Source organism: Aquabacter sp. L1I39, from assembly GCF_017742835.1.
GTDB lineage: Bacteria > Pseudomonadota > Alphaproteobacteria > Rhizobiales > Xanthobacteraceae > L1I39.
Genome location: NZ_CP072392.1, coordinates 2,329,864 through 2,356,432, shown reverse-complemented (window position 1 = coordinate 2,356,432; position 26,569 = coordinate 2,329,864). Strand labels below are relative to the sequence as shown.

Annotated in this window: 21 protein-coding genes and 1 pseudogene; 19 read left to right on the top strand and 3 right to left on the bottom strand. The window is 67.5% G+C overall.

The genetic code is table 11. From position 1 onward, the window contains the following. The first annotated feature begins 285 nt into the window (after nucleotides 1-285). Complete coding sequence (locus J5J86_RS10285) at nucleotides 286-1,347, top strand: carbon-nitrogen hydrolase family protein (protein WP_209104800.1); 1,062 nt, start codon at nucleotides 286-288, stop codon at nucleotides 1,345-1,347. A gap of 9 nt (nucleotides 1,348-1,356) precedes the next feature. Here J5J86_RS10285 and J5J86_RS10280 read toward each other — a convergent pair whose 3' ends face one another. Next, nucleotides 1,357-2,271 carry a LysR family transcriptional regulator gene (locus J5J86_RS10280; RefSeq protein ID WP_209104799.1) on the bottom strand — a complete coding sequence of 305 codons (915 nt, stop codon included), beginning with the start codon at nucleotides 2,269-2,271 and terminating at the stop codon, nucleotides 1,357-1,359. A 108-nt stretch (nucleotides 2,272-2,379) separates the two neighbouring features. Here J5J86_RS10280 and J5J86_RS10275 point away from each other — a divergent pair. The 13 genes and pseudogenes from J5J86_RS10275 to J5J86_RS10215 form a co-directional block, all read left to right on the top strand. Continuing rightward, nucleotides 2,380-2,682 (top strand): annotated as a pseudogene (locus J5J86_RS10275) (Dabb family protein); the annotation flags it as partial. Nucleotides 2,683-2,821: 139 nt separating this feature from the next. Further along, nucleotides 2,822-3,910, top strand: a complete 1,089-nt coding sequence (locus J5J86_RS10270) for a maleylacetate reductase (protein ID WP_209104797.1) — start codon at nucleotides 2,822-2,824, stop codon at nucleotides 3,908-3,910. A gap of 3 nt (nucleotides 3,911-3,913) precedes the next feature. Further along, a complete protein-coding gene (locus J5J86_RS10265) occupies nucleotides 3,914-5,278 on the top strand; it encodes an amidohydrolase family protein (protein WP_209104796.1) in 1,365 nt (454 codons plus the stop codon). Nucleotides 5,279-5,290: 12 nt separating this feature from the next. Continuing rightward, entirely contained in the window at nucleotides 5,291-6,208 is a 918-nt protein-coding gene (locus J5J86_RS10260) for an NAD(P)-dependent oxidoreductase (RefSeq protein WP_209104795.1), read from the top strand. Beyond that, nucleotides 6,205-7,092 carry an intradiol ring-cleavage dioxygenase gene (locus J5J86_RS10255; RefSeq protein ID WP_209104794.1) on the top strand — a complete coding sequence of 296 codons (888 nt, stop codon included), beginning with the start codon at nucleotides 6,205-6,207 and terminating at the stop codon, nucleotides 7,090-7,092. The genes J5J86_RS10260 and J5J86_RS10255 overlap by 4 nt, the downstream gene beginning before the upstream one ends. Before the next feature lie 62 nt (nucleotides 7,093-7,154). Continuing rightward, a complete protein-coding gene (locus J5J86_RS10250) occupies nucleotides 7,155-8,564 on the top strand; it encodes an FAD-linked oxidase C-terminal domain-containing protein (protein WP_209104793.1) in 1,410 nt (469 codons plus the stop codon). Between the two features lie 8 nt (nucleotides 8,565-8,572). Further along, complete coding sequence (locus tag J5J86_RS10245) at nucleotides 8,573-10,111, top strand: sugar ABC transporter ATP-binding protein (protein ID WP_209104792.1); 1,539 nt, start codon at nucleotides 8,573-8,575, stop codon at nucleotides 10,109-10,111. Further along, nucleotides 10,104-11,063: an ABC transporter permease gene (locus tag J5J86_RS10240; RefSeq protein WP_209104791.1), complete on the top strand. Its 960-nt coding sequence runs from the start codon at nucleotides 10,104-10,106 to the stop codon at nucleotides 11,061-11,063. Before J5J86_RS10245 ends, J5J86_RS10240 begins: the two co-directional genes overlap by 8 nt. Continuing rightward, nucleotides 11,060-12,034 carry an ABC transporter permease gene (locus J5J86_RS10235; RefSeq protein ID WP_209104790.1) on the top strand — a complete coding sequence of 325 codons (975 nt, stop codon included), beginning with the start codon at nucleotides 11,060-11,062 and terminating at the stop codon, nucleotides 12,032-12,034. The genes J5J86_RS10240 and J5J86_RS10235 overlap by 4 nt, the downstream gene beginning before the upstream one ends. 131 nt (nucleotides 12,035-12,165) lie before the next feature. Then, the gene (locus J5J86_RS10230; protein WP_209104789.1) at nucleotides 12,166-13,140 is read left to right on the top strand and encodes a sugar ABC transporter substrate-binding protein; all 975 of its coding nucleotides are present in this window, start codon (nucleotides 12,166-12,168) and stop codon (nucleotides 13,138-13,140) included. A gap of 86 nt (nucleotides 13,141-13,226) precedes the next feature. Beyond that, complete coding sequence (locus J5J86_RS10225; protein ID WP_209104788.1) at nucleotides 13,227-14,264, top strand: ketopantoate reductase family protein; 1,038 nt, start codon at nucleotides 13,227-13,229, stop codon at nucleotides 14,262-14,264. Between the two features lie 58 nt (nucleotides 14,265-14,322). Further along, nucleotides 14,323-15,294 carry a sugar ABC transporter substrate-binding protein gene (locus J5J86_RS10220; protein ID WP_209104787.1) on the top strand — a complete coding sequence of 324 codons (972 nt, stop codon included), beginning with the start codon at nucleotides 14,323-14,325 and terminating at the stop codon, nucleotides 15,292-15,294. Between the two features lie 86 nt (nucleotides 15,295-15,380). Next, entirely contained in the window at nucleotides 15,381-15,668 is a 288-nt protein-coding gene (locus tag J5J86_RS10215) for a YciI family protein (RefSeq protein ID WP_209105343.1), read from the top strand. 33 nt (nucleotides 15,669-15,701) lie between these two features. Here the strand turns inward: J5J86_RS10215 and cls are convergent, their stop codons facing one another. Further along, nucleotides 15,702-17,153 carry a cardiolipin synthase gene (gene cls / locus J5J86_RS10210; protein ID WP_209104786.1) on the bottom strand — a complete coding sequence of 484 codons (1,452 nt, stop codon included), beginning with the start codon at nucleotides 17,151-17,153 and terminating at the stop codon, nucleotides 15,702-15,704. Between the two features lie 429 nt (nucleotides 17,154-17,582). Here cls and J5J86_RS10205 point away from each other — a divergent pair, with 429 nt between their 5' ends. The 5 genes from J5J86_RS10205 (at nucleotide 17,583) to J5J86_RS10185 (ending at nucleotide 24,059) form a co-directional block, all read left to right on the top strand. Then, entirely contained in the window at nucleotides 17,583-19,382 is a 1,800-nt protein-coding gene (locus J5J86_RS10205) for an ABC transporter ATP-binding protein (protein ID WP_209104785.1), read from the top strand. Nucleotides 19,383-19,568: 186 nt separating this feature from the next. Next, nucleotides 19,569-20,540 (top strand): GAF domain-containing protein, encoded by a 972-nt coding sequence (locus tag J5J86_RS10200; protein ID WP_209104784.1) that lies wholly within the window; start codon nucleotides 19,569-19,571, stop codon nucleotides 20,538-20,540. 135 nt (nucleotides 20,541-20,675) lie between these two features. Further along, a complete protein-coding gene (adh, locus tag J5J86_RS10195) occupies nucleotides 20,676-22,193 on the top strand; it encodes an aldehyde dehydrogenase (protein WP_209104783.1) in 1,518 nt (505 codons plus the stop codon). Between the two features lie 266 nt (nucleotides 22,194-22,459). Continuing rightward, nucleotides 22,460-23,491, top strand: a complete 1,032-nt coding sequence (adhP, locus tag J5J86_RS10190) for an alcohol dehydrogenase AdhP (protein WP_209104782.1) — start codon at nucleotides 22,460-22,462, stop codon at nucleotides 23,489-23,491. A gap of 169 nt (nucleotides 23,492-23,660) precedes the next feature. Further along, nucleotides 23,661-24,059 (top strand): DUF779 domain-containing protein, encoded by a 399-nt coding sequence (locus tag J5J86_RS10185; protein WP_209104781.1) that lies wholly within the window; start codon nucleotides 23,661-23,663, stop codon nucleotides 24,057-24,059. 69 nt (nucleotides 24,060-24,128) lie between these two features. Here the strand turns inward: J5J86_RS10185 and J5J86_RS10180 are convergent, their stop codons facing one another. After that, on the bottom strand, nucleotides 24,129-26,321 hold the full coding sequence (locus J5J86_RS10180) for a methyl-accepting chemotaxis protein (RefSeq protein ID WP_209104780.1): 2,193 nt from the start codon (nucleotides 26,319-26,321) through the stop codon (nucleotides 24,129-24,131). Between the last annotated feature and the right edge of the window lie 248 nt (nucleotides 26,322-26,569).

The window sequence follows — 26,569 nt, the reverse complement described above, 5'->3', positions numbered from 1 at the left end:
GCCTGCAAGGGTGGCGCTTGCTTAAGGATGGGGCAGGCAAATGACCGCTTCTGAGGCGTTCCGGCCCTGCCGCGCGGGGCGCCGGGATGGATGGGCCAAGGCGGCGGGCCGGCTTGTGCGGACAAGGTCCAGCTGCCGTGGTTCAGGCTGGCTCGGGGCAAGGGGCTGTGCGGAAATTCCCCGTTCCCGGCCTCACGCGGTGCGCCCACAAATGGCGTCCGAAACCGCCACGTGCGGCGCGCCATCCGTGAGGGCTGGCGCCCCGCCTTCCCGACAGGGGACTTCATGACCACCCGCTATCCGCGCTTCAAGGCCGCCGCCTGCCACACCTCTTCCGTCTTCCTCGATGCCCAGAAGTCGGCCGAGAAGGCCTGCGATCTCATCGCCGAGGCGGCGCGCGGCGGGGCGGAACTGGTGGTGTTCCCGGAATCCTATCTGCCGGGCTTTCCCATCTGGGCGGCGCTCCAGGCGCCCATCTATAATCACGACTTCTTCCGGGCTCTGGCCGCCCAGGCGCAGAAGCTCACCGACGGCGCCATCCGCACCGTGCGCACCGCCGCCCGGCGGCACGGCGTCTTCGTCTCGCTCGGTTTCACCGAGGGGACGGAGGCCTCCATCGGCTGCATGTGGAACTCGAACATTCTCATCGGGCCGGATGGCGCGATCCTCAACCATCATCGCAAGCTGGTGCCGACCTTCTATGAGAAGCTGGTCTGGGCCAATGGCGATGCGCGGGGCCTGCGGGTGACGCCCACCTCCATCGGTCGCCTGGGCATGCTCATCTGCGGCGAGAACACCAATCCGCTCGCCCGCTACAGCCTGATGGCGGAAGGCGAGCAGGTGCACATTTCCTCCTACCCGCCCATCTGGCCCACCCGCCCGCCGACGGAGGACGGCGCTTATGACCTGCGCCGCGCCATCGAGATCCGCGCCGGCGCCCACGCCTTCGAGGCCAAGGTGTTCAACATCGTCGCCTCGGGCGTGGTGGATGCGGCCATGCGCGAGGCGCTGGGTTCGGTCAATCGGGCGAGCCTGGAAATCATCGACGCCTCGCCGCGCGGCGTGTCCATGGTGCTCGATCCCGCCGCCGAGGTGATCGGCGACGTGCTCAGCGAGCATGAGGGCATCCTCTATGCGGACATCGACACCCAGCGCTGCGTGGAGCCCAAGCAGTTCCACGACGTGGTCGGCTATTACAACCGCTTCGACATCTTCCACCTGGACATCGACCGCGGCGCCCAGGAACCCGCCCATTTCCGCCCCGACCGCACCCCCGCCTTCGCCCCCGACCTCGCCCTCGACCTCGCCGAGGACCGGCTGGATGCGGTGGAGGAGCGGGTGGGGTGAGGGGCGACCCTATCGTGACCAGATCTCCGCCTGCGAGGCCCGGCGCACATAGCCCACCAGGAAGTCGGCGAAGACGCGGATCTTGGCGGGGAGGCGGGCGCGGTTCTGGTAGGCGATGTTCATGGTGAGCATGGGCAATTGCCAGTCCTGCATCACCGGCACGAGGCGGCCAGCCTCGATGTCGCCCTGCACGATGTAGAGGGGCTGGATGAGGATGCCGAGGCCGGCAAGCGCCGCCTCGCGGATCACCTGGCCGTCATTGCAATCGAGCGCGCCGGAAATGCGCACCGTGCGCTCCAGGTCGCCCTTAGTGAGGCGCAGGGAGAAGGGGTCGGCGGCGAGGTTGTAGACCAACATGTCGTGCCGCGTCAGATCCGCCGGCTCGCGCGGGCGGCCCCGTTCCGCCAGATAGCCGGGGGAGGCGGCCAGCACCCGGCGCATGCGGCCGAGCCGGCGCACCACGATATTGGTGTCCGGCTCGTGCAGGCGCGTGCGCACGGCCACATCGATGCCCGCCTCGATGAAATCCAGATAGCGGTTCGCCACCGCCACATGCACGTTGAGCTTGGGATAGAGCCGGCGGAATTCCGGCAGCATGGGCGCGATATAGATGGTGGCGAAGGACAGCGAGCTCGTCACCCGCAATAGCCCCTGGGGCGAGAGGGTGTGGGCGTTCACTGCCTCCTCGGCCTCGTTGAGTTCGGCGAGCAATGTGCCGCTGCGCTGGAAGAAATCCTGGCCCGCCTCGGTCAGCCAAAGGCGCCGCGTGTTGCGTTCCACAAGACGGGCGGAGAGGCGCTCCTCCAGGGCGGAGAGATGACGGCTCGCCGCCGCCGTGGACATGCCGAGCGCCTCCGCCGCCCGCGTCAGCGAGCCGAGCTCGGCGGTCTTCACGAACACCTCGATCTGGGTCAGGCGATCCATTCTTGCGGCCTGCGTAAAAGAGCGTTCCGAAAATTCTGATTTATTTCCGCCCGGCGCAAGGCAAAACTCCTCTTCAACGAAAGACCAATAGGGTCGAGGAAACGCCAAATGACCGGACCGATCCGCCACATCGTGATGTGGCGCGTGGGCGGTGACACGCCCGAAGAACGCGCCATGGCCCGGCTGAAGGTGAAGACCGCCTTTGAGGGATTGCGTGGCCGCATCGACGGCATGACGCAACTCGAGGTGGGCCTCGACGTCTCCGGCGTGGACTATGCCTGCGACGTGGTGCTCGTGACCGAGTTCCGTGATGCCGCGGCGCTGGAGGCCTATGCCTCCGATCCCGAGCACCTGCGGGTGCGCCGCGAGCTGGGCAGTATCCGCATCGCCCGCTTCCAGGTGGATTATCCCGCCGCCGCCCCCGCCCCCGCCGCCGATGGCGTCCCCGCCAACGGGCACGCCGCCAACGGCCATGCTGCCCATGAAGGCATTCTCGCCGGCCAATAGGCCGCGCCCTTTTTCAGCTTCGATCGCCACTGGGACCTGATCCATGATCGAAACCTTCACCTATGAAGCCCTGCCCATAAGGGTCCGGTTCGGCCGGGGCGCCATCGCCGAGGCGGGCGTGGAAGTGGGCAAGCTCGGCGCGACCCGCGCTCTGGTACTCACCACCCCGCAGCAGGCGGCCGAGGGCGAGAAGCTAGGCGTGGAGCTGGGCGCGGCCTATGCGGGCCTGTTTGCCGGCGCCACCATGCACACGCCGGTTGGTGTCACCGAGGCGGCGTTGGAGGCGCTGAAGGCGAGCGGGGCGGATTGCGTCGTGGCGCTGGGTGGCGGCTCCACCACCGGGCTCGGCAAGGCCTTGGCGCTGCGCACCGGCATTTCGCAGGTGGTCATTCCCACCACCTATGCGGGCTCGGAGATGACTCCCATCCTGGGCGAGACCCGGGACGGGCAGAAGACCACCATCCGCTCGCTGGATGTGCTGCCCGAGACCGTCATCTATGACGTGAACCTCACGCTCTCTTTGCCGCCGGGCCTCACCGCCACGTCGGGCGTGAACGCCATCGCCCATGCGGTGGAGGCGCTCTATGCGCGGGACCGCAACCCCGTCATCTCGCTGATGGCCGAGGACGGCATCCGCACCCTCTCGGGGGCGTTGCCCATCCTCATCCACGAGCCGGCCAATCTGGAAGCGCGCACCCAGGCGCTTTATGGCGCGTGGCTGTGCGGCTGCTGCCTCGGCGCCGTCGGCATGGCGCTCCATCACAAGCTCTGCCACACGCTGGGCGGCACGTTCGACCTGCCCCACGCGGAAACCCACACCATCGTGCTGCCCCATGCGGTGGCCTATAATGCGCCCGCAGCCCCCGAGGCCATGGCGGCCATCACCCGCGCGCTGGGTGCCCCCGATGCGGCGCAGGGCCTGTTCGACCTGGTGCGGGCACTGGGCGTGCCGCGCGCGCTGTCGCAGATCGGCATGCCGGAAGAGGGCATCGAGCGGGCGGCGGATATCGCCGTGCAGAACCCCTATTGGAACCCGCGCCCCGTGACCCGCGACGGCATCCGCGACCTGATCGCCAACGCCTATGCGGGCGAGCGCCCGGGCGCTGCCCGGTCCGCAGAGGAGGCGGCCTGAGCCATGGCCCGTCCCATCCTCATTTCCGGCGCCACCATCCTGTCCATGGACGATCAGGTGGGCGACCTCGCCAGAGGCGACATCCTGGTGGAGGGCGAGCGCATCGTCGCGGTCGCGCCACGCATCGAGGTCGATGGCGCGGAGGTGGTGGACGCGGCGGGCCGCATCGCCGTGCCGGGCTTCGTCAATGCCCACATGCACACCTGGCAGACGGGCCTGCGCAGCCTCGCCGCCGACTGGACGCTGCTGGAATATTTCCGCTGGGTGCATGCGGGCCTTGCCACCCGCTTCACGCCCGACGACATCGGCATCGCCACCCTCATGGGCGCCTATGGCCAGATCGATGCCGGCACCACGACGCTGGTGGACTGGTGCCACAACAACCCCACCCCCGCCCATACGGATGCGGCCGTAGAGGCGCTGGCGGAAAGCGGCATTCGTGCCGCCTTCTTCCACGGCTCGCCCAAGCCCGACCCGAAGCCCGGCGAACCCCATTTCTCCGAAGTGCCCCATCCCCGCGCCGAGATCGAGCGGCTGCGCCGGGAGACCTTTACCGGCGATGATGGGCTGATGACCCTGGGCCTTGCCATTCTCGGCCCCCATTATTCCACCTTGGAGGTGGCCCGCGCCGATTTCCGGCTGGCCCGCGAATTCGGCCTCGTCGCCTCCATGCACCAGGGCGGCGGGCCGGCCAAGACGCTGGGCGGCTGGGAGCAGCTCATCGCCGAGGGGCTGGTGGGGCCGGGCATCAATGTGGTGCACGGCAATGATTTGTCGGACGCTTTGTTCTCCACCTTGGTGGATCTCGGCGTTTCCTTCTCGGCGACGCCCGAAAACGAGATGACGCAAGGCCACGGCTTCCCCGTCACCGGCCGCCTGCTGGCGCGGGGCGCGGCGCCGTCCCTCGGTGTCGACCTGGAATCGGTGCTGGCCGGCGACATGATGGGTGTCGGGCGCATCGCGCTCGGCATGCAGCGGTCCTTGGACAATGCCAGGAGCCGCCAGGAGACGGGCGCCATTCCGTCCACTTCCACCATCCGGGTGCGGCAGGCGCTCGCCTGGATCACCATCGAGGGCGCGCGGATGCTGGGGCTCGACCATCGCATCGGCTCGCTCACCCCCGGCAAGCAGGCGGACATCACCCTCATCGATGCCAGCGCCCTCCATCTCCAGCCGGTGCATGACCCGGTGGCGACCGTGGTGATGCAGGCGGGGCGCGGCGATGTGGAGGCGGTGATGATCGCCGGCCGCTTCCGCAAGCGCGACCGGGTGCTCGATGCCCCCGGCCTCACCGAAAAGCTCGCGCGCCTCACCGCCTCGGGGGCGCGCATCGTGGACGAACTCGGCCTTTCGCGGTCGGCAGCTTAGGGATTGGGACAGATGGCGGGAACCGCAACGCTCGGCTGGATCGGCCTCGGCAAGATGGGGCTGCCCATCTCCACGCGCCTCGCCGGCGCGGGCTATGCCATTGCCGGCCACGACCGCGACCAGTCGCGCATCGCCGCCGCCTCCGAGGGGGGCGTCACTCCTGCCGCGACGCTGGGGGACGCCGCCCGGCACGACATCGTCTTCACCTCCCTGCCGGACGACAAGGTGCTGCGCGCCTTGGCGCTGGAGGGCGAGCTTTTGTCCCTCATGCGCCCCGGCGCGCTCCTGGTGGAGACCTCAACCGTCAGCCCCGGCATTTCCGCCGAGGTGGGTGAGGCGGCGGAAAAGCGGGGCATCCTCTATCTGCGGGCCCCCGTCTCCGGCAATGCGGCCATCGCCCATACGGGCAACCTGACCTGCTTCGTCTCCGGTCCGGAAGCCGCGTTCGAGGCCTTCCTGCCGGTGGCGAAGGACTTCACCCGCGCCCAGAAATATCTCGGCACGGGAGAAGAGGCCCGCTACGCCAAGCTCTCCGTCAACCTGATGATCGCGGTGTCCGCCGCCATGATGGGCGAGAGCGTGGTGCTGGCTCGCAAGGGGAACTTGGCCTGGCAGGACATATTGGACGTGCTCACCAACAGCGCGGTCGGCTCGCCGATGGTGCACTACAAGGCGAAAAGCCTGGAAACGCGGGACTTTTCCTCCACCTTCTCCTGCCGCCAGATGGCCAAGGACCTCGACCTCATCGTCGATGCCGGCCAGGCGGCGGAAATGTCCATGCCTCTGGCATCCATGACGCGCGAAATCTACGGCGCCCTCATCGGGCGCGGCGAAGGGGAGGCGGACTTCATCTCCACGGTGCGGCTGGCCGAATGGCTCGCCGGCCTGGAGGCGCCCGACCTCAATAAAAACCAAGGGAGGCTCCGTTGAGGAATTTCGACCAGTTTTCCATCACCGACGCCGTGCGGGAACGGGTCGCCGGCGCAACCGATCCCCGCATCCGCCAGATCAGCGATGCGCTCGTCCGCCACCTGCACGACTTCATCCGCGAGGTGCGCCCCACCCAGGCGGAATGGGAGCAGGGCATCGCCTTCCTCACCGCCACCGGCCATATGTGCTCCGGCACCCGGCAGGAATTCATCCTGCTGTCGGACACGCTGGGCGTGTCCATGCTGGTGGATGCCATCAATCATGACCACCAGGGCAAGGTGACGGAAAGCACGGTGCTCGGCCCCTTCTATGTGGAGGGCCCGCCGGAGGCGCCCTGCGGCACCGACATTTCCGGGGACCTTGCCGGCCAGCCCATGTTTGCCAGCGGCACGGTGACGACGCCGGACGGCACCCCGCTCGCCAATGCCATCGTGGATGTCTGGCACTCCGACGAGGACGGCTATTACGACGTGCAGCATACGGGGGAAGAGGCCGGTCTCGTCGCCCGTGCCCGCTTCCGCACCGATGCGCAGGGCCGGTTCCATTTCTGGTCCATCAAGCCGGCCGCCTATCCCATTCCCCATGACGGCCCGGTGGGCAAGATGCTGGAGGCACAGGGGCGCCATCCCTGGCGGCCGGCCCATGTGCACTTCATGATCGAGGCGCCCGGCTTCGAGAAGCTGGTCACCCATGTGTTCGTCGGCGGCGACCCCTATCTGGACTCCGATGCGGTGTTCGGGGTGAAGGATTCCCTCATCCGGGAGTTCGAGGTGTCCGGCCCCGGCACGGCGCCCGATGGCCGGGTGCTCGATCGCGACTGGTGCGCGCTCCATTACGATTTCCAGCTCAATCCCTTGTCCGAGGCGGCCTCGAAGGCCGCCTGAGAGGGGAAAGACGCGTCAGGCGGAGAAGTCCGGAAAACGGACCGCCGCGGAGGGAGGAAACCATGACTGCCCATGTGCCGAAGGACATGGTCCTGGCACGGCTCGCCGACATTGTCGGGCCGCGCGCCAGCAGCGCCTCCGGCGTGCTGGCCGACCACGGCCGCAGCGAAGCCTATCACCCCGCCCGTCCCCCCGACGTGGTGGTCTTCCCCGAAAGCACCGCCGAGGTGCAGGCCATCGTCAGCCTGTGCCGGGACCTGCGGCTGCCGGTGGTCCCATTCGGCGCCGGCACCTCGCTGGAAGGCAATGCGGCGGCGCTGAAGGGCGGGGTGTGCCTCGACATGGGCCGCATGAACGCCGTCCTGGCGGTGAATGCTGAGGACATGGACGTGCGCGTCCAGCCCGGCATCACCCGCAAGACGCTCAACGCCCATCTGCGCGATACCGGCCTGTTCTTCCCCATCGATCCCGGCGCGGATGCCTCCATCGGCGGCATGGCCTCCACGCGGGCCTCGGGCACCATGGCGGTGCGCTACGGCACCATGAAGGACAATGTGCTGGGCCTGGAAGTGGTGCTGGCCGATGGCCGCATCATCCGCACCGCCCAGCGCGCCCGCAAGTCCGCCGCCGGCTATGACCTCACCCGCCTGTTCGTGGGTGCGGAGGGCACCCTTGGCGTCATCACCGAGGTGACGCTGAAGCTGCATCCCCAGCCGGAGGCCATCTCCTCGGCGGTGTGCGCCTTCCCGAACCTGGAGGCGGCGGTGAACACTGCCATCTCCGTCATCCAGTGCGGCGTGCCGGTGGCGCGCATCGAGTTGCTGGACGCCGTGATGATGCGCGGCATGAACCTGCACGCCAAGCTCGGGCTTCCCGAGGTGCCGCACCTCTTCTTCGAGTTCCACGGCTCGAAGGCCTATGTGGCCGAGCAGGCGGAGACCACGCAGGCGCTGGCGCAGGAGGAGGGGGGCCTCGGCTTTGCCTGGGCCACAACGCCCGAGGAGCGCTCGCGCCTCTGGCATGCCCGCGACAACACGCTTTATGCGGGCCTCGCCTTGCGCCCCGGCGCCAAGGCCATGATCACCGATGTGTGCGTGCCCATTTCGCGCCTGGCCGAATGCCTGGTGGCGACCGCCGCCGACATCGAAGAGAGCGGCCTCGTGGCGCCCGTGGTGGGCCATGTGGGCGACGGCAATTTTCACCTGCTGGTGCTGCTCGATCCCGACAATCCGCAGGAGCTTTCCCGCGCCAAGGCCTTCAATGACCGCCTGGTGCGCCGGGCCATCGCGCTGGAGGGCACCTCAACCGGCGAGCACGGCATCGGCTTCGGCAAGATGGATTTCCTCCCCCTGGAATTGGGGGAGGCGGTGGACGCCATGCGCCTCGTGAAGGGCGCCCTCGATCCCCTCGGCATCATGAACCCCGGAAAGATTTTCCGGCCCGCGCCATCCAGTCACGGAGAAACCCAATGAGGGCGGTGATGGAGACGACGCCTCGCTTGCAACCTTCGGCGCCGCCTGCCGAAAAGGGCCCGCCGCTGCTGGAATTGCGGGGCGTGTCCAAGACCTTTCCCGGCGTGAAGGCGCTGGACGACGTGTCCTTCGCCGTTTGGCCCGGCGAGGTGCATATGCTCCTCGGCGAGAACGGCGCCGGCAAGTCCTCGCTGATGAAGGTGCTGTGCGGCGCCTATCGGGCGGATGCAGGCGAATATTTCCACAAGGGCGAGAAGGTGGAGATCCGCAAGCCGGCCGATGCGCGGGCGCTGGGCATCGCCGTCATCTTCCAGGAATTCTCGCTGGTGCCCTATCTGGACGTGGCGCAGAATATTTTCCTGGGCCGGGAATTTCCCTCCCGCATCCCCGGCCTGCTGGACCGGCGGCGCCTCTATGCCGAGGCGCAGAAGGTGCTGGACCTGATCGGGCTGGAGATCGATCCCCGCACCAAGGTGCATACGCTGGGCGTCGCCCAGCAGCAGATGGTGGAGATCGCCAAGGCGCTGTCCCAGAATGCCCGCATCCTGGTGATGGACGAGCCCACCGCCGCCCTTTCCGACCGCGAGACCGAGCGGCTGTTCGCGGTGATGCGGCAGTTGCAGGAGAAGGGCGTCGCCATCGTCTACATCTCCCACCGCATGGCGGAGGTGTTCGCTCTGGGCGACCGCATCACCGTGCTGCGCGACGGCAAGCTGGTGGGCCGGGCCATGCCCGGCGAGACCAGCCCCGACGAATTGGTGCGCATGATGGTCGGCCGCAATGTGGACATGTCCTATCCGCGCCGCTTCGCCACGGAAGAGGGGCCGGTGGTGCTGGAAGTCTCCGGCCTTGCGGCCAAGTCCGGCATCGCCGACATCAATCTGAAGGTGCGCGCCGGCGAGATCGTGGGCCTGTGCGGCCTCGTTGGCTCCGGCCGCACGGAGGTCGCCCGCGCCATCTTCGGCGCCGACGAGGTGACCGCCGGCGAGATCCGCATCTTCGGCGAGAAGAAGACCGGTGGCCCGGATGCCTCCGCCCGCATCGGCGTGGGCCTCATCCCGGAAAGCCGCAAGACGGAAGGCCTCGCGCTCATCCGCTCGGTGGCCGACAACCTCGCCGTGGCGGGCCTGCCCAAGCTCTTCCCCAACATGCTGTTCTCGCCCGGTAAGGCGCGGCGCACGGCGGACGAGGTGATTGGGCGCCTGCGCATCGCCACCCCCTCCGCCAACCAGAATGTGGCGCTGCTCTCGGGCGGCAACCAGCAGAAGGTGGTGATCGGCAAGTGGCTCGCCGCCGGCACCCGCCTCTTCATCTTCGACGAGCCCACCCGCGGCATCGACGTGGGCGCCAAGTCGGAAATCTTCGCTCTCATCGACCAATTGGTGGCCGAGGGCGCGGCGGTTCTCATGATCTCGTCCGAGCAGGCCGAGATCGTCCATGTGTGCGACCGGGCCTATGTGATGCGCGGGAAGCGCATCGTGGGCGAATTGGCGCGCGCCGACCTCTCCGAGGAAAACATCGTCCGAATGGGGATGCACGATGAGTGATCTCGCCCTTTCCCCCCGCCGCGGCCTGCGTTTGCCTTCGGTGCCCGGCGTCGCCGTCGCCCTTGTGGGCCTGTCCGCCTTGTTCGCGGCCACGAGCCCCGGTTTCCTGTCCGGCGGCAACATTTCCAACATCCTGGTGCAGTCGGTGATCCTGCTGCTCCTGGCCCTGCCCATGACCCTCATCATCATGACCGAGGGCCTGGACCTGTCCATCGGGGCGGTGCTGACCCTGTCCTCGCTGGTGCTGGCGCTCATCGTGGTGTCCACCCAGTCGCTGGCGCTGGGGCTGATGGGGGCCATCGGCGTCGGCCTCGCCTTCGGGCTCGTGAATGGCTGGCTGATCTCGGTGGTGAACATCCCGCCCTTCGTGGCGACGCTGGGCACCATGGGCGCGGCGCAGGGCCTGGCCCTCATCGTCTCCGACGGGCAGAGCGTGGTGGGCATTCCCCGCTTCGTGCGACAGGTCTATTCGGGTGACCTGTTCGGGCTCATCCCCTATCCGCTCCTGATCGGGGCCGGCTTCTATGCCCTGTTCCACGTCCTGCTCTACCACACCCGCTTCGGCACCTATGTGTGCGCGCTGGGCGGCAACCGGGATGCCCTGACGCTCGCCGGCGTGAAATGGCGGCGCCTTCTCATCGCGGTCTATGCGCTGGGCGGGGCCATGGCCGGGGTGGCGGCGCTGCTCATGACGGCGCGCATGAATGCCGGCCATCCCACCGCCGCCATCGGCATGGAATTCGACGCCATCGCCGCCGTGGCGCTGGGGGGCACCTCCTTCGAGCGGGGCAATGGCTGGATCTTCGGCACCCTCATGGGGGTGCTCACCGTGGGCGTGCTGCGCAACGGGCTGAACCTCTTGGCCGTGCCCTCCTCGGTGCAGGTGGCCTGTATCGGCCTCCTGGTCATCTTCGCCCTCTTCCTCGACAGCATCCGGGGACAAAAGTCATGAGCATCGCCGGCGACGTTTCCACGGGCGCCCCGCGCCTGCATCTGTCCAAGGACATGCAGCAGCTCATCTACCGGCTGCTGGCGGCGGGCCTGATCTGCGTGGTGCTGTCCGTCCTCTCGGACGCCTTCTTCACCGCCAACAACATCCTCAACGTGCTGCGGCAGGCGAGCCTGCTGTTCTTCCTCGCCTCCGGCCTCACTTTGGTGATCCTCACCGGCGGCATCGATCTGTCGGTGGGGGCCAATATCGGCCTGTCCGCGTGCTTGGCCGCCACCGTCATCAAGGCCACCGGCTCGCCGGTCCTGGGCACGCTGACGGGGCTCGCCACCGGCTGCGTGGTGGGTATCTTCAACGGCCTGATGGTGGCCAAGCTCCGCATCCCCTCCTTCATCGCCACCTATGGCATGCTGTGGGTGCTGCACGGCGTGACCTATTACTATATGGGCGGCGAGACCATTCACGGCTTCCCGCCCGGCTTCCGCCAGATCGGCTCGGGCTATTTCCTGGGCGTGCCGATCCCGGTCTACCTGATGGTGGTGTTCCTGCTGGCGGGCTCGTTCTTTGCCCAGCGCACCGTCTGGGGCCAGCAGATCTACGCCATCGGCGCCAATCCGGTGGCCGCCCGCCTCACCGGCATCCCGGTGAACAAGCGCCTGGTGCTGGTCTATGCCTTCTCCGGCGCCATGGCGGGCGTCGCCTCCATCGTCTTCCTCGCCCGGCTGAATTCCGCCGAGGGCGACATCGGCGAGGCGATGACGCTGCCCGCCATCGCGGCGGTGCTGATCGGCGGCGCCTCGCTGTTCGGGGGCGTGGGCAGCGTGTTCGGCACCTTCATCGGCGCCGTCATCCTTACCCTGGTGCTCAACGGCATGAACCTCCTCGCGGTCAATGCCAGCTGGCAGCCGCTGGTGACGGGCGTGATCGTGGTCTTCGCCGTGTGGCTCGACATGATCGGCCGCCGGCGCAGTTGAACAAGAAGATCGGGCAACGATCCCGCGAAGGAGAGACTGGCCCGGACGGGTTGGAAAGCTGGCTGCGAGACGATCCGGCCGGGCATCCTTCGCCACAAAATAAAAATCAGAAGGACAAGGGAGAAAACAAAATGAAAAAAGCCGCCTTCGTCGCCGCCCTCCTGCCGCTTGCCTTCGCCGCCACCGCGGCGCGGGCGGACGGTGAGACCGTGGCCCTCTTCACCAAGAACCAGACCAATCCGTATTTCCAGGCCGTGCGCGTCGGCTCCGAAATGGCCGCCAAGTCCATGAATGCCAAGGTGGTGAACTACATTCCCACCAAGCCGGACAGCATTCCCGAGCAGCTGAGCCAGGTGGAAGACGTCATCGTCAAGAAGCCGTCCGGCATCGTCTTCATCCCCGTGGACTACAAGGCCATGGTGCCGGGGGTGGAAGAGATCAACAAGGCGCAGATCCCGGTGGTAAACATCACCGACCGCCTCGCGGGTGGCAAGTCTCTCACCTTCATCGGGGCGGACGATTACAGCCTGGGCAAGGAGACCGCCCGCTATCTGCTCACCCAACTGGGCGGCAAGGGCAATGTGGTGATCCTTGAGGGCGTGAAGGGCGCCATCTCCTCCATCGATCGTGTGCGCGGCTTCAATGACGCCATCAAGGAGTTCAAGGACGTGAAGCTGGTGGCGAGCCAGCCCGCCAATTTCCAGCGTTTGCAGGCGCTCCAGGTGATGGAGAATGTCATGCAGTCCAATCCGCAGATCGACGGCGTGCTGGCGGCCAACGATGCCATGGCCATCGGCGCCATCGAGGCGCTGGACGGCGCCAATCGCAAGGCCAAGGTGACGGGCGTCAACGCCACCAAGGAAGCCATCGACGCCATCAAGGCCGGCAAGATGCTGGCGTCGGGCGACTATGACGGCTTCATCCAGGGGTGCCTCGGCACCATGGCGCTGCTGCGCTCGCTGCGCAACGAGCCCATCGTCACCGAGATCATCCTCCAGCCCAAGGTGGTGAATGCCACCAACTACCAGCCCTATGACGTGGTGCTGGAAAACCGCACCTGCCCCACCTGGGAACAGGGCGTGGCGTTGGGCGCCAAGAAGAACTGATCCGCTCTGTCGCGCACGAGCCGGCGGCGGCGTGCCGCCAGCCCTTTCAGCCCCCGAGACCGCCTGAGAAAACGGACACCACCAGCATGACCGCCAAATCCAGTTACAGCCCGCGCATCGCGGTCCTGGGCACCGGCGCGCAGGGCGCCTCCGCCGGCGCCGATTTTGCCCGCGCGGGATATGACGTGACCTTCATCGAGCAATGGCCCGCCCATGTGGAGGCCATCCGCGCCAATGGCATCACCGTCAATTTCCCCACCCGCACCATCAATGTGAAGGTGCCGGCGCTCCATCTGTGCCAGGTGGCCGAGGTGAAGGGGAAGTTCGACCTCGTCTTCATCATCACCAAGGCCTACGACACCAAGTGGGCGTGCCAGCTGATCGAGCCCTACCTCGCCGATGACGGCCTGGTGGTGGGCCTCCAGAATGGCATGACCCACACCGCCATCGCCGAGGTGGTGGGCGAGGATCGCTGCATCGGAGGCGTCATCGAGATGGCCTCCAACATGTGGGAGCCCGGCGTCACCAACCGGGAGAACGACCACGAGACCGCCTGGTTCGCGCTGGGCGCCCTCACCGCCAAGACGCAGCCGCGCGTGGAGGACGTGGCCAATGTGCTGCGCACCACCGGACGGGTGGAGGTGACGCAGGACATCAAGTCCTTCAAATGGATGAAGCTGGTGGTGAATGCCGCCGAGCTGATCCCGTCCTCCATTCTCAACCTGCCCCTCGCCGACGCAGCGCGCCTGCCCGGCATGCTGCAGGTGATGCGCACCGCCGGCTACGAGGCCATGGAAGCCGCCATTGCCGACGGCGCCACCGTGACGCCCATCATCGGCCTGCCGCCCATCACCTCCAACGATCCGGACCGCTACGTGGACAAGATCCTCGATGAGGTGCTGACCACCTTCTCCACCCCCACCACGCTCGTCACCTCCCTCCAGGACTGGCGCAAGGGGCGGCGGGCGGAAGTCTATGACATCAATGGCCACGTCATCGACATCCTCGCCAAGTCCGGTCGCCCGGCGCCGGTGAACGCCAGGATCGTCGAGATGGCCCTTGCCATCGAGGCCGGCACCCTGGAGCCGCGCCCCGAGAACGCCGCCGCTTTGATGGCGTCCTGAGGCCCGTAAACGGCGCATCGCCCCTTTCATCGACATGAAAATGCAACTGGAGGAAACCATGAAGAGCCTGAAGACCCTCGCAGTCGCGGTGCCGCTGGCCCTGTCTGCGGGCGCCGCTTTGGCGGACGGCGAGACCATCGCCGTCTTCACCAAGAACCAGACCAATCCCTATTTCCAGACCGTGCGCGTGGGCGCGGAAGCCGCCGCCAAGTCCATGAACGCCAAGGTGGTGAACTACATCCCCACCAAGCCGGACAGCATTCCCGAGCAGCTCAGCCAGGTGGAAGACGTGATCGTCAAGAAGCCGGCGGCCATCGTCTTCATCCCGGTGGACTACAAAGCCATGGTTCCCGGCGTGGAGCAGATCAACGAGGCCAAGATCCCGGTGGTCAACGTCACCGACCGCAGCGCCGGCGGCAAGTTCCTGGCCTTCGTGGGCGCCGACGATTACAGCCTCGGCCTTGAGACCGGCCGCTACCTGCTGAAGGAAATGGGCGGCAAGGGCAATGTGGTCATCCTGGAAGGCGTGAAGGGCTCGCTCACCAATATCGACCGGGTGCGCGGCTTCAACGACGCCATCAAGGAGAACAAGGACGTCAAGCTCCTCGCCAGCCAGCCGGCCAATTACCAGCGCCTCCAGGGCCTCCAGGTGATGGAGAACCTCATGCAGTCGCACCCGCAGATCGACGGCGTTCTGGCCGCCAACGACGCCATGGCCATCGGCGCCATCGAGGCGCTGGACGGCGCCAACCGCAAGGCCAAGGTGGTGGGCATCAACGGCACCAAGGAGGCGGTGGACGCCATCAAGACCGGCAAGCTGCTGGCCTCCGGCGACTATAACGGCTTCCTCCAGGGCTGCATCGGCACCATGGTGGCCATCCGCGCCATCCGGGGCGAGGCGATCGTGTCCGAAGTGGTGCTGAAGCCCACCGTAGTGAATGCCTCCAACTACCAGCCTTATGACGTCCCGCTGGACGCCCGCGCCTGCCCGCCTTGGTCGGAAGCGGCCGCCATGGCCACCAAGAAGTAATTCGTTCGGCCTCTGATCACGTCTCACCTCCAAGGCTCCCGGCCCGCGCGTGCGGCCGGGGGCCTTTCCTCATGAAGGAGCCTTCGATGCTGTTCGCCATCCACGCCCTCGACCGTCCGGGCGCGCTCGACACCCGTCTTGCCAATTACGATGCCCACAAGGCCTTTCTGTCCGACACCGCGCCCCATGGGGTGAAGATCGTCATGTCCGGGCCCCTGGTGGCCGAGGACGGCACCACCATGATCGGCTCGCTGTTCGTGGTGGAGGCGGAGAACCTCGCCACCGTCGAGCGCTTCAACGCCGCCGATCCCTTCCACAAGGCCGGCATCTGGGAGCGCGTGAGCATCACCGGCTTCATCCGCCGCCAGGGCTGAAAGGCGGGGCGGCGCGGACAACACCACGCCGCCCTAAAGCACCGGGCCGAGCATGGCGATGGTGTTGTTCCAGATCTGCCGGGCGCGGCTGGCCGCCTCCACTTCCCCCTTTTGAACTGGCCGCGCGGCGTTGAGGAACACCTGCTGGCGGGCGCGCAACGCGCGGGTGAAGGCCGGGTCGTGGAGCAGGATGTTGTTCTCCGAATTCAGTTCGAAGCTGCGCCGGTCGATATTGGCTGAGCCGATGAGCGTCACCTCGCCGTCGAGGGTGAGCGTCTTAGCGTGGAGCAGGCCGCCCTCATATTCCCGGATCTCCACGCCCGCCTCCAGCAGGTCGCGATAATAGGAGCGGCTCGCCGCCGCCACGATCCAGGAATCGTTGCGGCGGGGGAAGACGATGGTGGTGGCCACCCCGCGCCGGGCGCTGGCGCACAGGGCCGCCTGGATGGGTTCGTCCGGCACATAATAGGGGGTGGTGATGACGAGTTCCCGCCGCGCCGTATTCATCAGCGCCACGAAGGTCTCCGGCATGGCCGAATAGCGCACGCCTGCGCCGGAGCCGATGGCCTGGGCAATGAAGCCGCCATCGGCGGGCGGGGCGGGCAGGGGGGCGGAAAAGAGCGGGGCGAGGTCCTCGTCCACCTGCGCCATCCAGTTGCTGGCGAACAGATGCTGCATCTGCCGCGCCACCGGCCCCTCGAAGCGGGCGAGCACATCCACCCAGGGCGCAAAGCGCGCCTTTATGGCGAAGGCGGCATCGGCGCAATTCTGGCTGCCGCAATAGGTCACCGCATTGTCGATCACCGCGATCTTGCGGTGGTTGCGCATGTCGATGCGGCCCTTGAGCGGGCGCAGCAGCGGATTGCCCACGGGCAGCGCGGCCGCAAGGCGCACGCCGCTTTGCGCCATCTCCCGCCAATGCACCGAGCGGATGAAAGCCCGTGAGCCCAGATCATCCGCCATGGCCCGGCAGGTGACGCCGCGCGCGGCGGCGCGCTGGAGCGCGGCCTTCACCTTCAGCCCGCTCTCATCGGCAAGCCAGATATAGAACAGCACATGCACGCTCTCGCGCGCGGCATCGATGTCGGCCACCAACGACGCGATGGCGGACGCGGAATCGTCCAGGAGCCGCGCCTGGTTGCCCGTCGTCGGCTCGTACTGGCTCACCGAGCGGCCCACGCGGAACAAAGGCTGGTGGCGCTCCGGCACCTCCTGCTCGGCGGAGGGCCCGGCGATTTCGCCTGCGGGCGGCAGCGCATCGAAGGCCGCTTTCAGCCGCTCGATGCGCTTTCGGCCCAGATTGATCTCGCCGAACAGCACATAAGCGAGCACACCGATGCCCGGCGCCAGCACGATCACCAGCACCCAGGCAAAGCGGGCGGCGGGCTCCCGGTGCGGGCGCAGCAAAGCGCGCAGGATGAAGACCAGTTGGATGGCCGCCTGGACGGCAAAGAGCCCCCAGGCGAAGACGGCGGAATCATGCATGGAGGCCACGCGCGAACAGGAGGACCACCCGCATTTAAAGCATGCGGGACGGCGCGCGAAGGCCCCGCTTTGCTGCCTGACGGCGCCGCGTCGGCGCCGGCCATGGCCCTCCTGGCTTGGCGCGATTGCCCAAAAACGCGACCTGTGCTAGTGACCTCCATCGTTGCCGCGCACCAGGGAGGGCATAGATGACAGATGTTTTGCGTCAGCCCATCCCATCCGGGATGCCGAACCGCTAGTTCGGCCAGGTCTTCCTTGAAGACCTTGAGGTTATCGGGGCCACCCGACGCGGATTTTCAGGACGCTCCTTTTCGCGACGCCAGCTTCATCTGAGCCGGCCGCCGCCCCGCGCTCCTCCGCTTCGCCAGATACCTCCGCGCAACCCGTTTCCCGTTTCGCAGGAGAGGCGCCTCGCGCGCCTTCACGGTCATGTTTCACTCGTCCCGGCACGGCGCGGATGCGCTGCGCAATGTCCTTGCCTTCACGTTTCGCCACTGGGCGCGCCGCTGGGCGATGGCGGCCGGCGTCGCGCTGGCCATCGTCGCGGCGACGCTGACCGAAATCTTCGTGCCGCTCTTTGCCGGGCGGCTCATTGATGCGCTGACGCAGGGCCGCGACGCCGCACCCGCCGCACTGGAAGCCTTCCTGATGATGGCCGGGCTCGGCCTTGTCATGGTGGTTCTGCGCCACCTGGCCTGGTGGGGCGTGGTGCCGCTCACCTTGGGCATCATGGCCGACGTGGTGCGCGAGGCCTTCCACCGGGTGCAGCGCTTTTCCAGCGACTGGCACGCCAACAGCTTCGCCGGCTCCACCGTGCGCAAGATCACGCGCGGCATGTGGGCGCTGGACGTGCTCAATGACGTGCTGCTGCTCATGCTCCTGCCCTCGGTGGTGGTGCTCACCGGCACGGTGGCGCTCCTGATGCTGCACTGGCCGCTCATGGGGCTCGTCATGGCGGTGGGTGCGCTCGCCTATGGCGCGCTGACCGTGACGCTCGCCACCCGCGTGGTGGCGCCCGCCGCGCGGCTCTCCAATGCCTGGGACACCCGCATCGGCGGCATCCTCTCCGATACGCTGGGCGCCAACCAGGTGGTGAAGGCTTTCGGCGCCGAGGCGCGGGAGGATGCCCGCCTCCAGGCGGTGGTGGTGCGTTGGCGGCGGCGGGTGCAGCGCACCTGGATGCTCCACACCTGGAGCGCCAGCGGCGAGTTTGCCCTGCTGTGGGGCGTGCGCACGGCAGTGACCGGCACGGCCCTGTGGCTGTGGTGGGAAGGCCGCGCCACGCCCGGCGATGTCACCTATGTGCTCACCACCTATTTCGTGCTGCACGGCTATCTGCGCGAAATCGGCCAGTACGTGCACAACCTCCAGCGGGCGGTGAACGACATGGAGGAATTGGTGGACCTGCACGGCCTCGCCCCCGGCGTTGCCGATGCCAAGGAGGCCCGTCCCCTCGCCGTGCCGGGCGGGGAGGTGCGGTTCGACCATGTGACGTTCCATTACGGCCTCCATGCCGCGCCCTTGTTCCGCGACCTCGACGTGACCATTCCCGCCGGCCAGCGGGTGGGGCTCGTGGGGCCATCGGGCTCGGGCAAGACCACGTTCGTGAAGCTGCTCCAGCGGCTCTATGACGTGACCGGCGGCCGGGTGCTCATTGACGGGCATGATGTGCGCGAGGTGGCGCAGGCCTCGCTGCGCCAGCAGATCGCCATCGTGCAGCAGGAGCCCATATTGTTCCACCGGACGCTGGCGGAGAACATCGCCTATGCCCGGCCGGACGCCACGGCAGAGGAGATCGAGCAGGCGGCACGCCTTGCCAATGCGGATGGCTTCATCGCCCGCCTGCCCAAGGGCTATCGCACCTTGGTGGGCGAGCGGGGCGTGAAGCTCTCCGGCGGCGAGCGCCAGCGGGTGGCCATTGCGCGGGCCTTCCTGGCGGATGCGCCCATCCTGATCCTGGACGAGGCCACCTCGAGCCTGGATTCAGAATCGGAAGCCGCCATCCAGGAGGCCATGGAGCGCCTGATGCAGGGCCGCACCGCCCTCATTATCGCCCATCGCCTGTCCACGGTGCGGGCCATGGACCGCATCCTGGTGTTCGAGCACGGCCGCATCGTCGAGGACGGCCGCCCCGACACCCTCCTCGCCCGCCCGGACGGCCGCTACCGCCGCCTGTTCGAGCGCCAATCGGAGGGGATTGCGGGGGAGCTTGGCGTTCCGGTGGGGTGACGAAGCAAAGGGCAAGGCGCCCCCGAAGGGCGCCTTGCTCGCCTATCCCTTGGACTTTTCTCCCATCGCCTCCGGCATCCCCCGCGCTTGACAGCCAATGGTTGGTCGGGAAAGCTCCCCGGCAAATCGCACCCCCCGTCGCAAGCGGGGGAGAATGCGGATCGCAGGGAAGCGCAGGGGTCGGTCATGACCGGGACCGGAAGGGCGCCGCATGCGGACGCCGTCTATTCCACATTGAACAGCGCGGCCGCCGGTGCCGCCTCGCTGATCGCCGCGTCCTGGACGCGCTCCCTCGTCCATTACAAGCTCGACCCCGACAAGACCCGCCCGCCCGAGCAGCTCACGCAGGCCGAGTTCGACGCCGCCTGCGACCGGTCCGGCCTGCTGGTGCGCCAGTCCAAGGTGGAGATGGACCGCCTGTTCCAGATGGTCGGCGAAGCGGGCTGCTGCGTGCTGCTCACCGACAAGGACGGCGTGCCGCTGGAGCGGCGGGCCTTGCCCGGCGACAATGCGGACTTCCGCCGCTTCGGGCTCTGGACCGGCATGGTCTGGAGCGAGGCCTGCGGCGGCACCAATGGCATCGGCACGTGTCTGGCGGAGGCGCGCCCGCTCACCATCCATCGCGACCAGCATTTCCTCACCCGGAACATTGGGTTGAGCTGTTCCGCCGCGCCCATCTTCGATCCGCAGGGGCGCTTGGCCGGGGCGCTTGATGTCTCCACCTGCCGGCAGGACCTCACCCCCGCCACCTTGAAGCTGATCGCTGCCGCCACCGTGGACGCGGCCCATCGCATCGAGGCGAGCCAGTTCCGCGCCGCCTTCAGCCATGCCCGGATCGTCGTGGCCGAGACCGGCCGGGCGGCGGACGCGCTCCTGGCGGTAGACCGGGAAGACCTGGTGATCGGCGCCAACCGCGCCGCGCGCCTCGCCTTCGACCTCACCGAACAGCGCCTTGCCACGCCGTTCCCCGCCGATCTCCTGCTGAAGGGCGAGACCCACGAAGCGGCCGACGATCTGTGTGCGGGCGAGCGGGGCGTGATCCAGCGGGCGCTGGCGCGGGCGGACGGGAATGTTTCGGCGGCCGCGCGGGCACTGGGCATCAGCCGCGCCACCATGCACAGGAAGCTCGCCAAGCTCGGTCTTCACCGTCCCAACTGAGACGGTCGCATTTTTTGATCCCGACCTGTCTCAAGATCGCGACACTCCGGTCGGCCTGCGAACGCCCACCCCGGTGACGATCCGGCCCCGTCCGCCGATCCTTCCTCCAACCGCACGACGGTTGTGGAGGAAACCATGAACAAGCCGGAATTCATTCGCCAGTCCGCCGCCCCCTTCAAGGCCCGCTACGGGAACTTCATCAATGGCCGCTTCGTCGAGCCGCTGAGCGGGCGCTATTTCACCAATCATTCCCCGGTCAACGGCCAGCCTTTATGCGAGGTCGCCCGCTCGGAGGCCGCCGACGTGGAGCTGGCGCTGGACGCCGCCCATGCGGCCAAGGACGCCTGGGGCCGCACCTCGGTGGCCGAGCGCGCGCTGATCCTCAACCGCATCGCGCAGGCCATGGAAGACAATCTGGACCTGCTCGCCCGCGCCGAGACCTGGGACAATGGCAAGCCGCTGCGCGAGACCACGGCGGCCGACCTGCCGCTGGCCATCGATCATTTCCGCTATTTCGCCGGCGCCATCCGGGCGCAGGAAGGCGGCATCTCCGAGATCGACCACGACACCATCGCCTATCATTTCCATGAGCCGCTCGGCGTCGTCGGCCAGATCATTCCCTGGAACTTCCCCCTGCTGATGGCGGTGTGGAAGCTGGCGCCCGCGCTCGCCGCCGGCAATTGCGTGGTGCTCAAGCCCGCCGAGCAGACCCCGGCTTCCATCCTGGTGCTGGCCGAGCTGATCGCCGACATCCTGCCCCCCGGCGTGCTCAACATCGTCAATGGCTTCGGCCTTGAGGCGGGCAAGCCGCTGGCGTCCTCGAACCGCATCGCCAAGATCGCGTTCACGGGCGAGACCACCACCGGCCGGCTCATCATGCAGTATGCGAGCCAGAACCTGATCCCGGTGACCCTGGAACTGGGCGGCAAGTCGCCCAACATCTTCTTCAAGGACGTGGCGGCCGAGGACGACGATTTCTTCGACAAGGCCATCGAGGGCTTCGTTCTGTTTGCCCTCAACCAGGGCGAGGTGTGCACCTGCCCGAGCCGCGCCTTGATCCATGAGAGCATCTATGACCGCTTCATGGAGCGCGCGCTCGCCCGCGTCGCCGCCATCAAGCAGGGCGATCCGCTCGACCCCACCACCATGATCGGCGCCCAGGCCTCCTCCGAGCAGTTGGAGAAGATCCTCTCTTATATCGACATCGGCCGTCAGGAAGGCGGCGAGGTGCTGATCGGCGGCGCCCGCAACGACCTGCCGGGCGATCTGGCGGGCGGCTATTATGTGAAGCCCACCGTGTTCAAGGGCCACAACCGCATGCGGATCTTCCAGGAGGAGATCTTCGGCCCGGTGGTTTGCGTGACCACCTTCAAGGACGACGAAGAGGCGCTGACCATCGCCAATGACACGCTCTACGGCCTCGGCGCCGGCGTGTGGACGCGCGATGGCAACCGGGCCTATCGCATGGGCCGCGCCATCCAGGCGGGCCGGGTGTGGACCAATTGCTACCACGCCTACCCGGCCCATGCGGCCTTCGGCGGCTACAAGCAGTCCGGCATCGGGCGCGAGAACCATTCCATGATGCTCGACCACTACCAGCAGACCAAGAACATGCTGGTCAGCTACTCGCCCAAGAAGCTCGGTTTCTTCTGAGGCGGATCAATGCGCGGTCCCCGCGTGTTGCTGTCCAATGCCTAAGACTGGGCGCTCCTGGCGCCCGTCCCGGTGATCGAGACACCCCCACGGCGGGGGCTGTCGCGCGGAATCCTGGTGGTGGCCACGGCCATGCCGGGGTTCCGCGCCGGCCCGTCCGGCCAGCACGGCGAAGGGGGGCGCGCCAGTCCGGGCGCGCGCCCGCGTTCCAATGACGTGTCAGGGAGAGGGCGCGCGAACCGCCCGTCAACGGAGGAGACGAAGCCATGGCAAAGACGATGAAAGCCGCCGTCGTGCGCATGTTCGGCGCACCGCTCACCATCGACGAGGTGCCGGTGCCTGAGCCCGGTCCCGGCCTGATCCAGGTGGCCATCCGCGCCTCGGGCGTCTGCCACACGGACCTTCACGCCGCTGAGGGCGACTGGCCGGTGAAGCCGAACCCGCCTTTCATTCCCGGCCACGAGGGCGTCGGCTATGTCTCGGCGGTGGGCGCCGGCGTCAAGCATGTGAAGGAAGGCGACCGGGTGGGCGTGCCCTGGCTCTATACGGCCTGCGGCCATTGCCGCCATTGCCTCGGCGGCTGGGAGACGCTGTGCGAGAGCCAGCTTAACACCGGTTATTCGGTCAATGGCGGCTTTGCGGAATATGTGGTGGCCGACCCCAATTATGTGGGCCACCTGCCGGGCAATATCAGCTTCACCGAGATCGCCCCGGTGCTGTGCGCCGGCGTCACCGTCTATAAGGGCCTGAAGGTCACGGATACCAAGCCCGGCGACTGGGTGGTGATTTCCGGCATCGGCGGCCTCGGCCACATGGCCGTGCAATATGCCAAGGCCATGGGCCTCAACGTGGCGGCGGTGGACATTGACGACACCAAGCTGGACCTCGCCCGCCGGCTCGGCGCGACCGTCACGGTGAACGCCAAGACGGAAGATCCCCGCACCGTCATCCGCCGCGAGACCGGCGGCGGCGCGCAGGGCGTGCTGGTGACGGCGGTGAGCCCGAAGGCCTTTGAGCAGGCCATCGGCATGGTGGCGCGCGGCGGCACCATCGCGCTCAACGGCCTGCCGCCCGGCGGCTTTCCGCTCGATATTTTCGGCATGGTGCTGAACGGCATCACGGTGCGCGGCTCCATCGTGGGTACGCGCCTCGACCTTCAGGAATCCCTGGACTTTGCCGCCGACGGCAAGGTGAAGGCCACCATTCACACGGCCAAGCTCGAAGAGATCAACGATATCTTCGGCCGCATGCACAAGGGCCAGATCGAGGGCCGCATCGTCCTCGACATGGCCGCCTAACCTCCCGGCCTGGGCCCGTCCGGCAAGCGCTGGACGGGCCCATTTTTTTGCCTGGAACGTGTCACGAAAAAGAGAAAGGGGCGGCCCGGCGCGGCCAGGTCGCAGGTGCCCGCGCGGCGGCTGCCCTGCCATAAGATGTCCCCTTGAGGGGGGCATGTGGGAGAACGCCATGACCGCGAACAATCCGCACAATCAAGGCCCTGTGGATGAACCCGAGCGGGTTCTGGCCACCCCGGCGGCCCTGGCCCTCATCGCCGAGCTCCAGGACCGCTACGGGCCGATCCTGTTCCACCAGTCGGGAGGCTGCTGTGATGGCTCGTCCCCCATGTGCTACGCGGCGGGGGACTTCTTGCTGGGGGACCGCGACGTGCGCCTGGGGGAGGTGGCCGGCGCGCCGGTCTATATGGGCGCCGACCAGTTCGAGGTCTGGCGCCACACCCAACTCATTCTCGACGTGGTGCCGGGACGGGGCGGCATGTTCTCCCTCGACAATGGCACCGAGCGCCGCTTTCTGACCCGCTCGCGCGCCTTTTCGGGCGAGGAGATGTGCCGGATCGGGGGACGCTGAGGCGGGCCTCCTTCCAAAACGAAACGGGCGGCCGAAGCCGCCCGCTTGTCCTGATCCCGTGACCCGGGATCAGGCCGCCCGCACGGTTCCAAGAAACTCGGCCATGACGCGGCGCAGCGTCTGGGCCTGGGAGGCGAGGGTCGCGGCCGCATCCTGCACCTGTGTGGCGGCGACGGAGGAATCCGCAGCGGCTCCATTGATGCCCGTGATGTTGGACGACACCTGCTGGGTGCCCTGGGAGGCACGCGCCACATTGTGGGCGATCTCGCGCGTCGCGGCGCCCTGCTGGTCCACCGCCGAGGCGATGGAGCCGGCAATGCGGTTGATGGCCTCGATCACGTCGGTAATGCCGGCGATGGCCTGCGAGGAGGCGCGGGTGGAGCCCTGGATCTCCTCGATCTGTGCCTCGATCTCGGCGGTGGCGCGGGAGGTCTGCTCGGCCAGTTCCTTCACCTCGGCCGCGACCACGGCGAAGCCCTTGCCGGCGTCCCCTGCGCGCGCCGCCTCGATGGTGGCGTTGAGGGCGAGCAGGTTGGTCTGGCCGGCAATGGTGCGGATGAGGTCCACCACCTTGCCGATCTTCAAGGCGGAATTGGACAATTCCTGCACCTGGGAGGCGGTGCTGCCGGCCTCGCGCACGGCGTCGGCGGCGATACGGGCGCTCTCGTCCACCTGCCGCTTGATCTCGACGATGGAGGAGGCCAGTTCCTCCGCCGCCGAGGCCACCGTCTGCACATTGTTGGAGGCTTCCTCCGAGGCGCTGGCGGCGGTGTGGGACGAGTCCGCCACCTTGCGCGTGGCCGTGGTCATGGTGCCGGCCGCGCCCTGGAGCTGGTCGGAGGCCACGCCCACGCTTTCCACCACCTGCCCCATGGCCCGCTCGAAGCCATCCGCCAGGTTCATCATGGTGGAGCGGCGTTCCTCTTCGGCGCGCAGGCGGGTGGCTTCCGCCTCCTTGGCCTTGCGCAGCGCCTCCTCTTCCACGCCGATGCGGATCTGGTCCACGGCGCGGGAGATGTCGCCGATCTCGTCCTTGCGGTTGGCGCCGGCGATCTCGGCCACCTGTTCCCCGGCGGCGAGCCGGCGCAGCGCCAGGGTGAGGCGGGTGATGGGGTTGGAGATGCCGCGGGCCACCAGCGACATGGCGATGAGGGCGAGTACGGTGACCACTGCGGCGGCGACCATCTGCCAGAGCGTGTCGTTGCCGCTGCGCTCCGCCAGCGTTGCCCCCAGGGCATTGGCGTCGGCCATCACCAGCGCGCGAGGCACCGTGATGATGACCGACCAGGCCGCGCCCGTCCGGCCGAGCGGCACGGGCGCGAACACCTTGATGACATCCTTGGCCTCGTCCACCTTGGCCACGGCCTCGCCCTTGCGCATCAGGGCCATGTCCTGCTCGGCCTGGGGCTCGATCTTGCTATAGGGTCCGCCAATGGCACGCGGATCGGCGCTGGAGGCCACCACGAGGCCGGTATTGGTGACAATGGAGACCGTTCCCTCGCCCTTATAGATGGAGGTATCCACCTTCTCCGCGAGGCTCTGAACGAAAGCGAGGTCGAAGTCGGCGCCGGCCACACCCGCAAACTTGCCTCCCACAATGATCGGAACCGACATGGTGGCGAGATAGACCGACTTGCCCTGCACGATATAGGGCAAGGGGGCGAGGATGCTTTCCTTGCCGTCGGCCTGCGGACCGAGGAACCAGCCGCCCTTCATCACGCCATTGGGGTGCAGTTCGCGGCTGTCATATTCCACCAGCGGCTGGAGGGCGATGTTGCCCGCCGCATCGCGGGTCCAATAGGGCAAGGCGCGACCGGTGGCGTCGGTGCCGAGGTCCTTGCGGTTGAGAAAGAGCGCGTCGGCGCCGTCGAGCGCGTCGGGCATCCAGGCGCTGTAGGTGCCGTTGAACAGGCTGTTGTCTTTCAGCACGGAGAGCAGCAGCGCATTAAGCTGGGCGCGTCTCTGGTCACGAGGGGTGCCGTTGCCTTCGTTTTCGGCGATCACATCCAGGGCGTTCGCCATGTTGCGGGCGGCCTCGAAGGCGGAATCGATCTCCGCGCGGATGGCGCTGGCCTGCACGGTGGCGAGGCGCTGCAGGGATTCCTGGCTGGTCCGATCAAGAAGGCCGCGCACGCGCTCGGTGACATAATGGGAAGTCTGGGAGGCCGCATAGAGGCTGTAGCCCAGAAGCGCGCCGGCCACCGCGATGACGCAGAGCGCCGAGAGCGCGATGATCCTGATCTTGATGGAATGTATGTTCATGTCTGCCACCGAATACGCGAAGGGACATCCTGCGGTAGGCGGCGGAGCTTGCGCGGGGCTTGGACTTGGCCTTCGCGGCGCCCGTTCATTTGTCGGCAAATAGTCGAAAGGCGAGGGCGCCTCCGGTCGCCGCGGTCTCCCGCGCGGGGAGCGTCGAGGCGCCTTAGAAGGTTAAGATCACCATGGAAAATTGGTGCGGTGGCGGCGGGCGGAAAGGCTGTGGTGTCGCACCGCGCCCGGGCCGGTGG

Bases quoted from the DNA above. Each gene is read 5' to 3' on its own strand.
- J5J86_RS10285 (WP_209104800.1), top strand. From the start codon at position 286: ATGACCACCCGCTATCCGCGCTTCAAGGCCGCCGCCTGCCACACCTCT.
- J5J86_RS10280 (WP_209104799.1), bottom strand. From the start codon at position 2,271: ATGGATCGCCTGACCCAGATCGAGGTGTTCGTGAAGACCGCCGAGCTC.
- J5J86_RS10270 (WP_209104797.1), top strand. From the start codon at position 2,822: ATGATCGAAACCTTCACCTATGAAGCCCTGCCCATAAGGGTCCGGTTC.
- J5J86_RS10265 (WP_209104796.1), top strand. From the start codon at position 3,914: ATGGCCCGTCCCATCCTCATTTCCGGCGCCACCATCCTGTCCATGGAC.
- J5J86_RS10260 (WP_209104795.1), top strand. From the start codon at position 5,291: ATGGCGGGAACCGCAACGCTCGGCTGGATCGGCCTCGGCAAGATGGGG.
- J5J86_RS10250 (WP_209104793.1), top strand. From the start codon at position 7,155: ATGACTGCCCATGTGCCGAAGGACATGGTCCTGGCACGGCTCGCCGAC.
- J5J86_RS10245 (WP_209104792.1), top strand. From the start codon at position 8,573: ATGGAGACGACGCCTCGCTTGCAACCTTCGGCGCCGCCTGCCGAAAAG.
- J5J86_RS10240 (WP_209104791.1), top strand. From the start codon at position 10,104: ATGAGTGATCTCGCCCTTTCCCCCCGCCGCGGCCTGCGTTTGCCTTCG.
- J5J86_RS10235 (WP_209104790.1), top strand. From the start codon at position 11,060: ATGAGCATCGCCGGCGACGTTTCCACGGGCGCCCCGCGCCTGCATCTG.
- J5J86_RS10230 (WP_209104789.1), top strand. From the start codon at position 12,166: ATGAAAAAAGCCGCCTTCGTCGCCGCCCTCCTGCCGCTTGCCTTCGCC.
- J5J86_RS10225 (WP_209104788.1), top strand. From the start codon at position 13,227: ATGACCGCCAAATCCAGTTACAGCCCGCGCATCGCGGTCCTGGGCACC.
- J5J86_RS10220 (WP_209104787.1), top strand. From the start codon at position 14,323: ATGAAGAGCCTGAAGACCCTCGCAGTCGCGGTGCCGCTGGCCCTGTCT.
- J5J86_RS10215 (WP_209105343.1), top strand. From the start codon at position 15,381: ATGCTGTTCGCCATCCACGCCCTCGACCGTCCGGGCGCGCTCGACACC.
- cls (WP_209104786.1), bottom strand. From the start codon at position 17,153: ATGCATGATTCCGCCGTCTTCGCCTGGGGGCTCTTTGCCGTCCAGGCG.
- J5J86_RS10205 (WP_209104785.1), top strand. From the start codon at position 17,583: ATGTTTCACTCGTCCCGGCACGGCGCGGATGCGCTGCGCAATGTCCTT.
- J5J86_RS10200 (WP_209104784.1), top strand. From the start codon at position 19,569: ATGACCGGGACCGGAAGGGCGCCGCATGCGGACGCCGTCTATTCCACA.
- adh (WP_209104783.1), top strand. From the start codon at position 20,676: ATGAACAAGCCGGAATTCATTCGCCAGTCCGCCGCCCCCTTCAAGGCC.
- adhP (WP_209104782.1), top strand. From the start codon at position 22,460: ATGGCAAAGACGATGAAAGCCGCCGTCGTGCGCATGTTCGGCGCACCG.
- J5J86_RS10185 (WP_209104781.1), top strand. From the start codon at position 23,661: ATGACCGCGAACAATCCGCACAATCAAGGCCCTGTGGATGAACCCGAG.
- J5J86_RS10180 (WP_209104780.1), bottom strand. From the start codon at position 26,321: ATGAACATACATTCCATCAAGATCAGGATCATCGCGCTCTCGGCGCTC.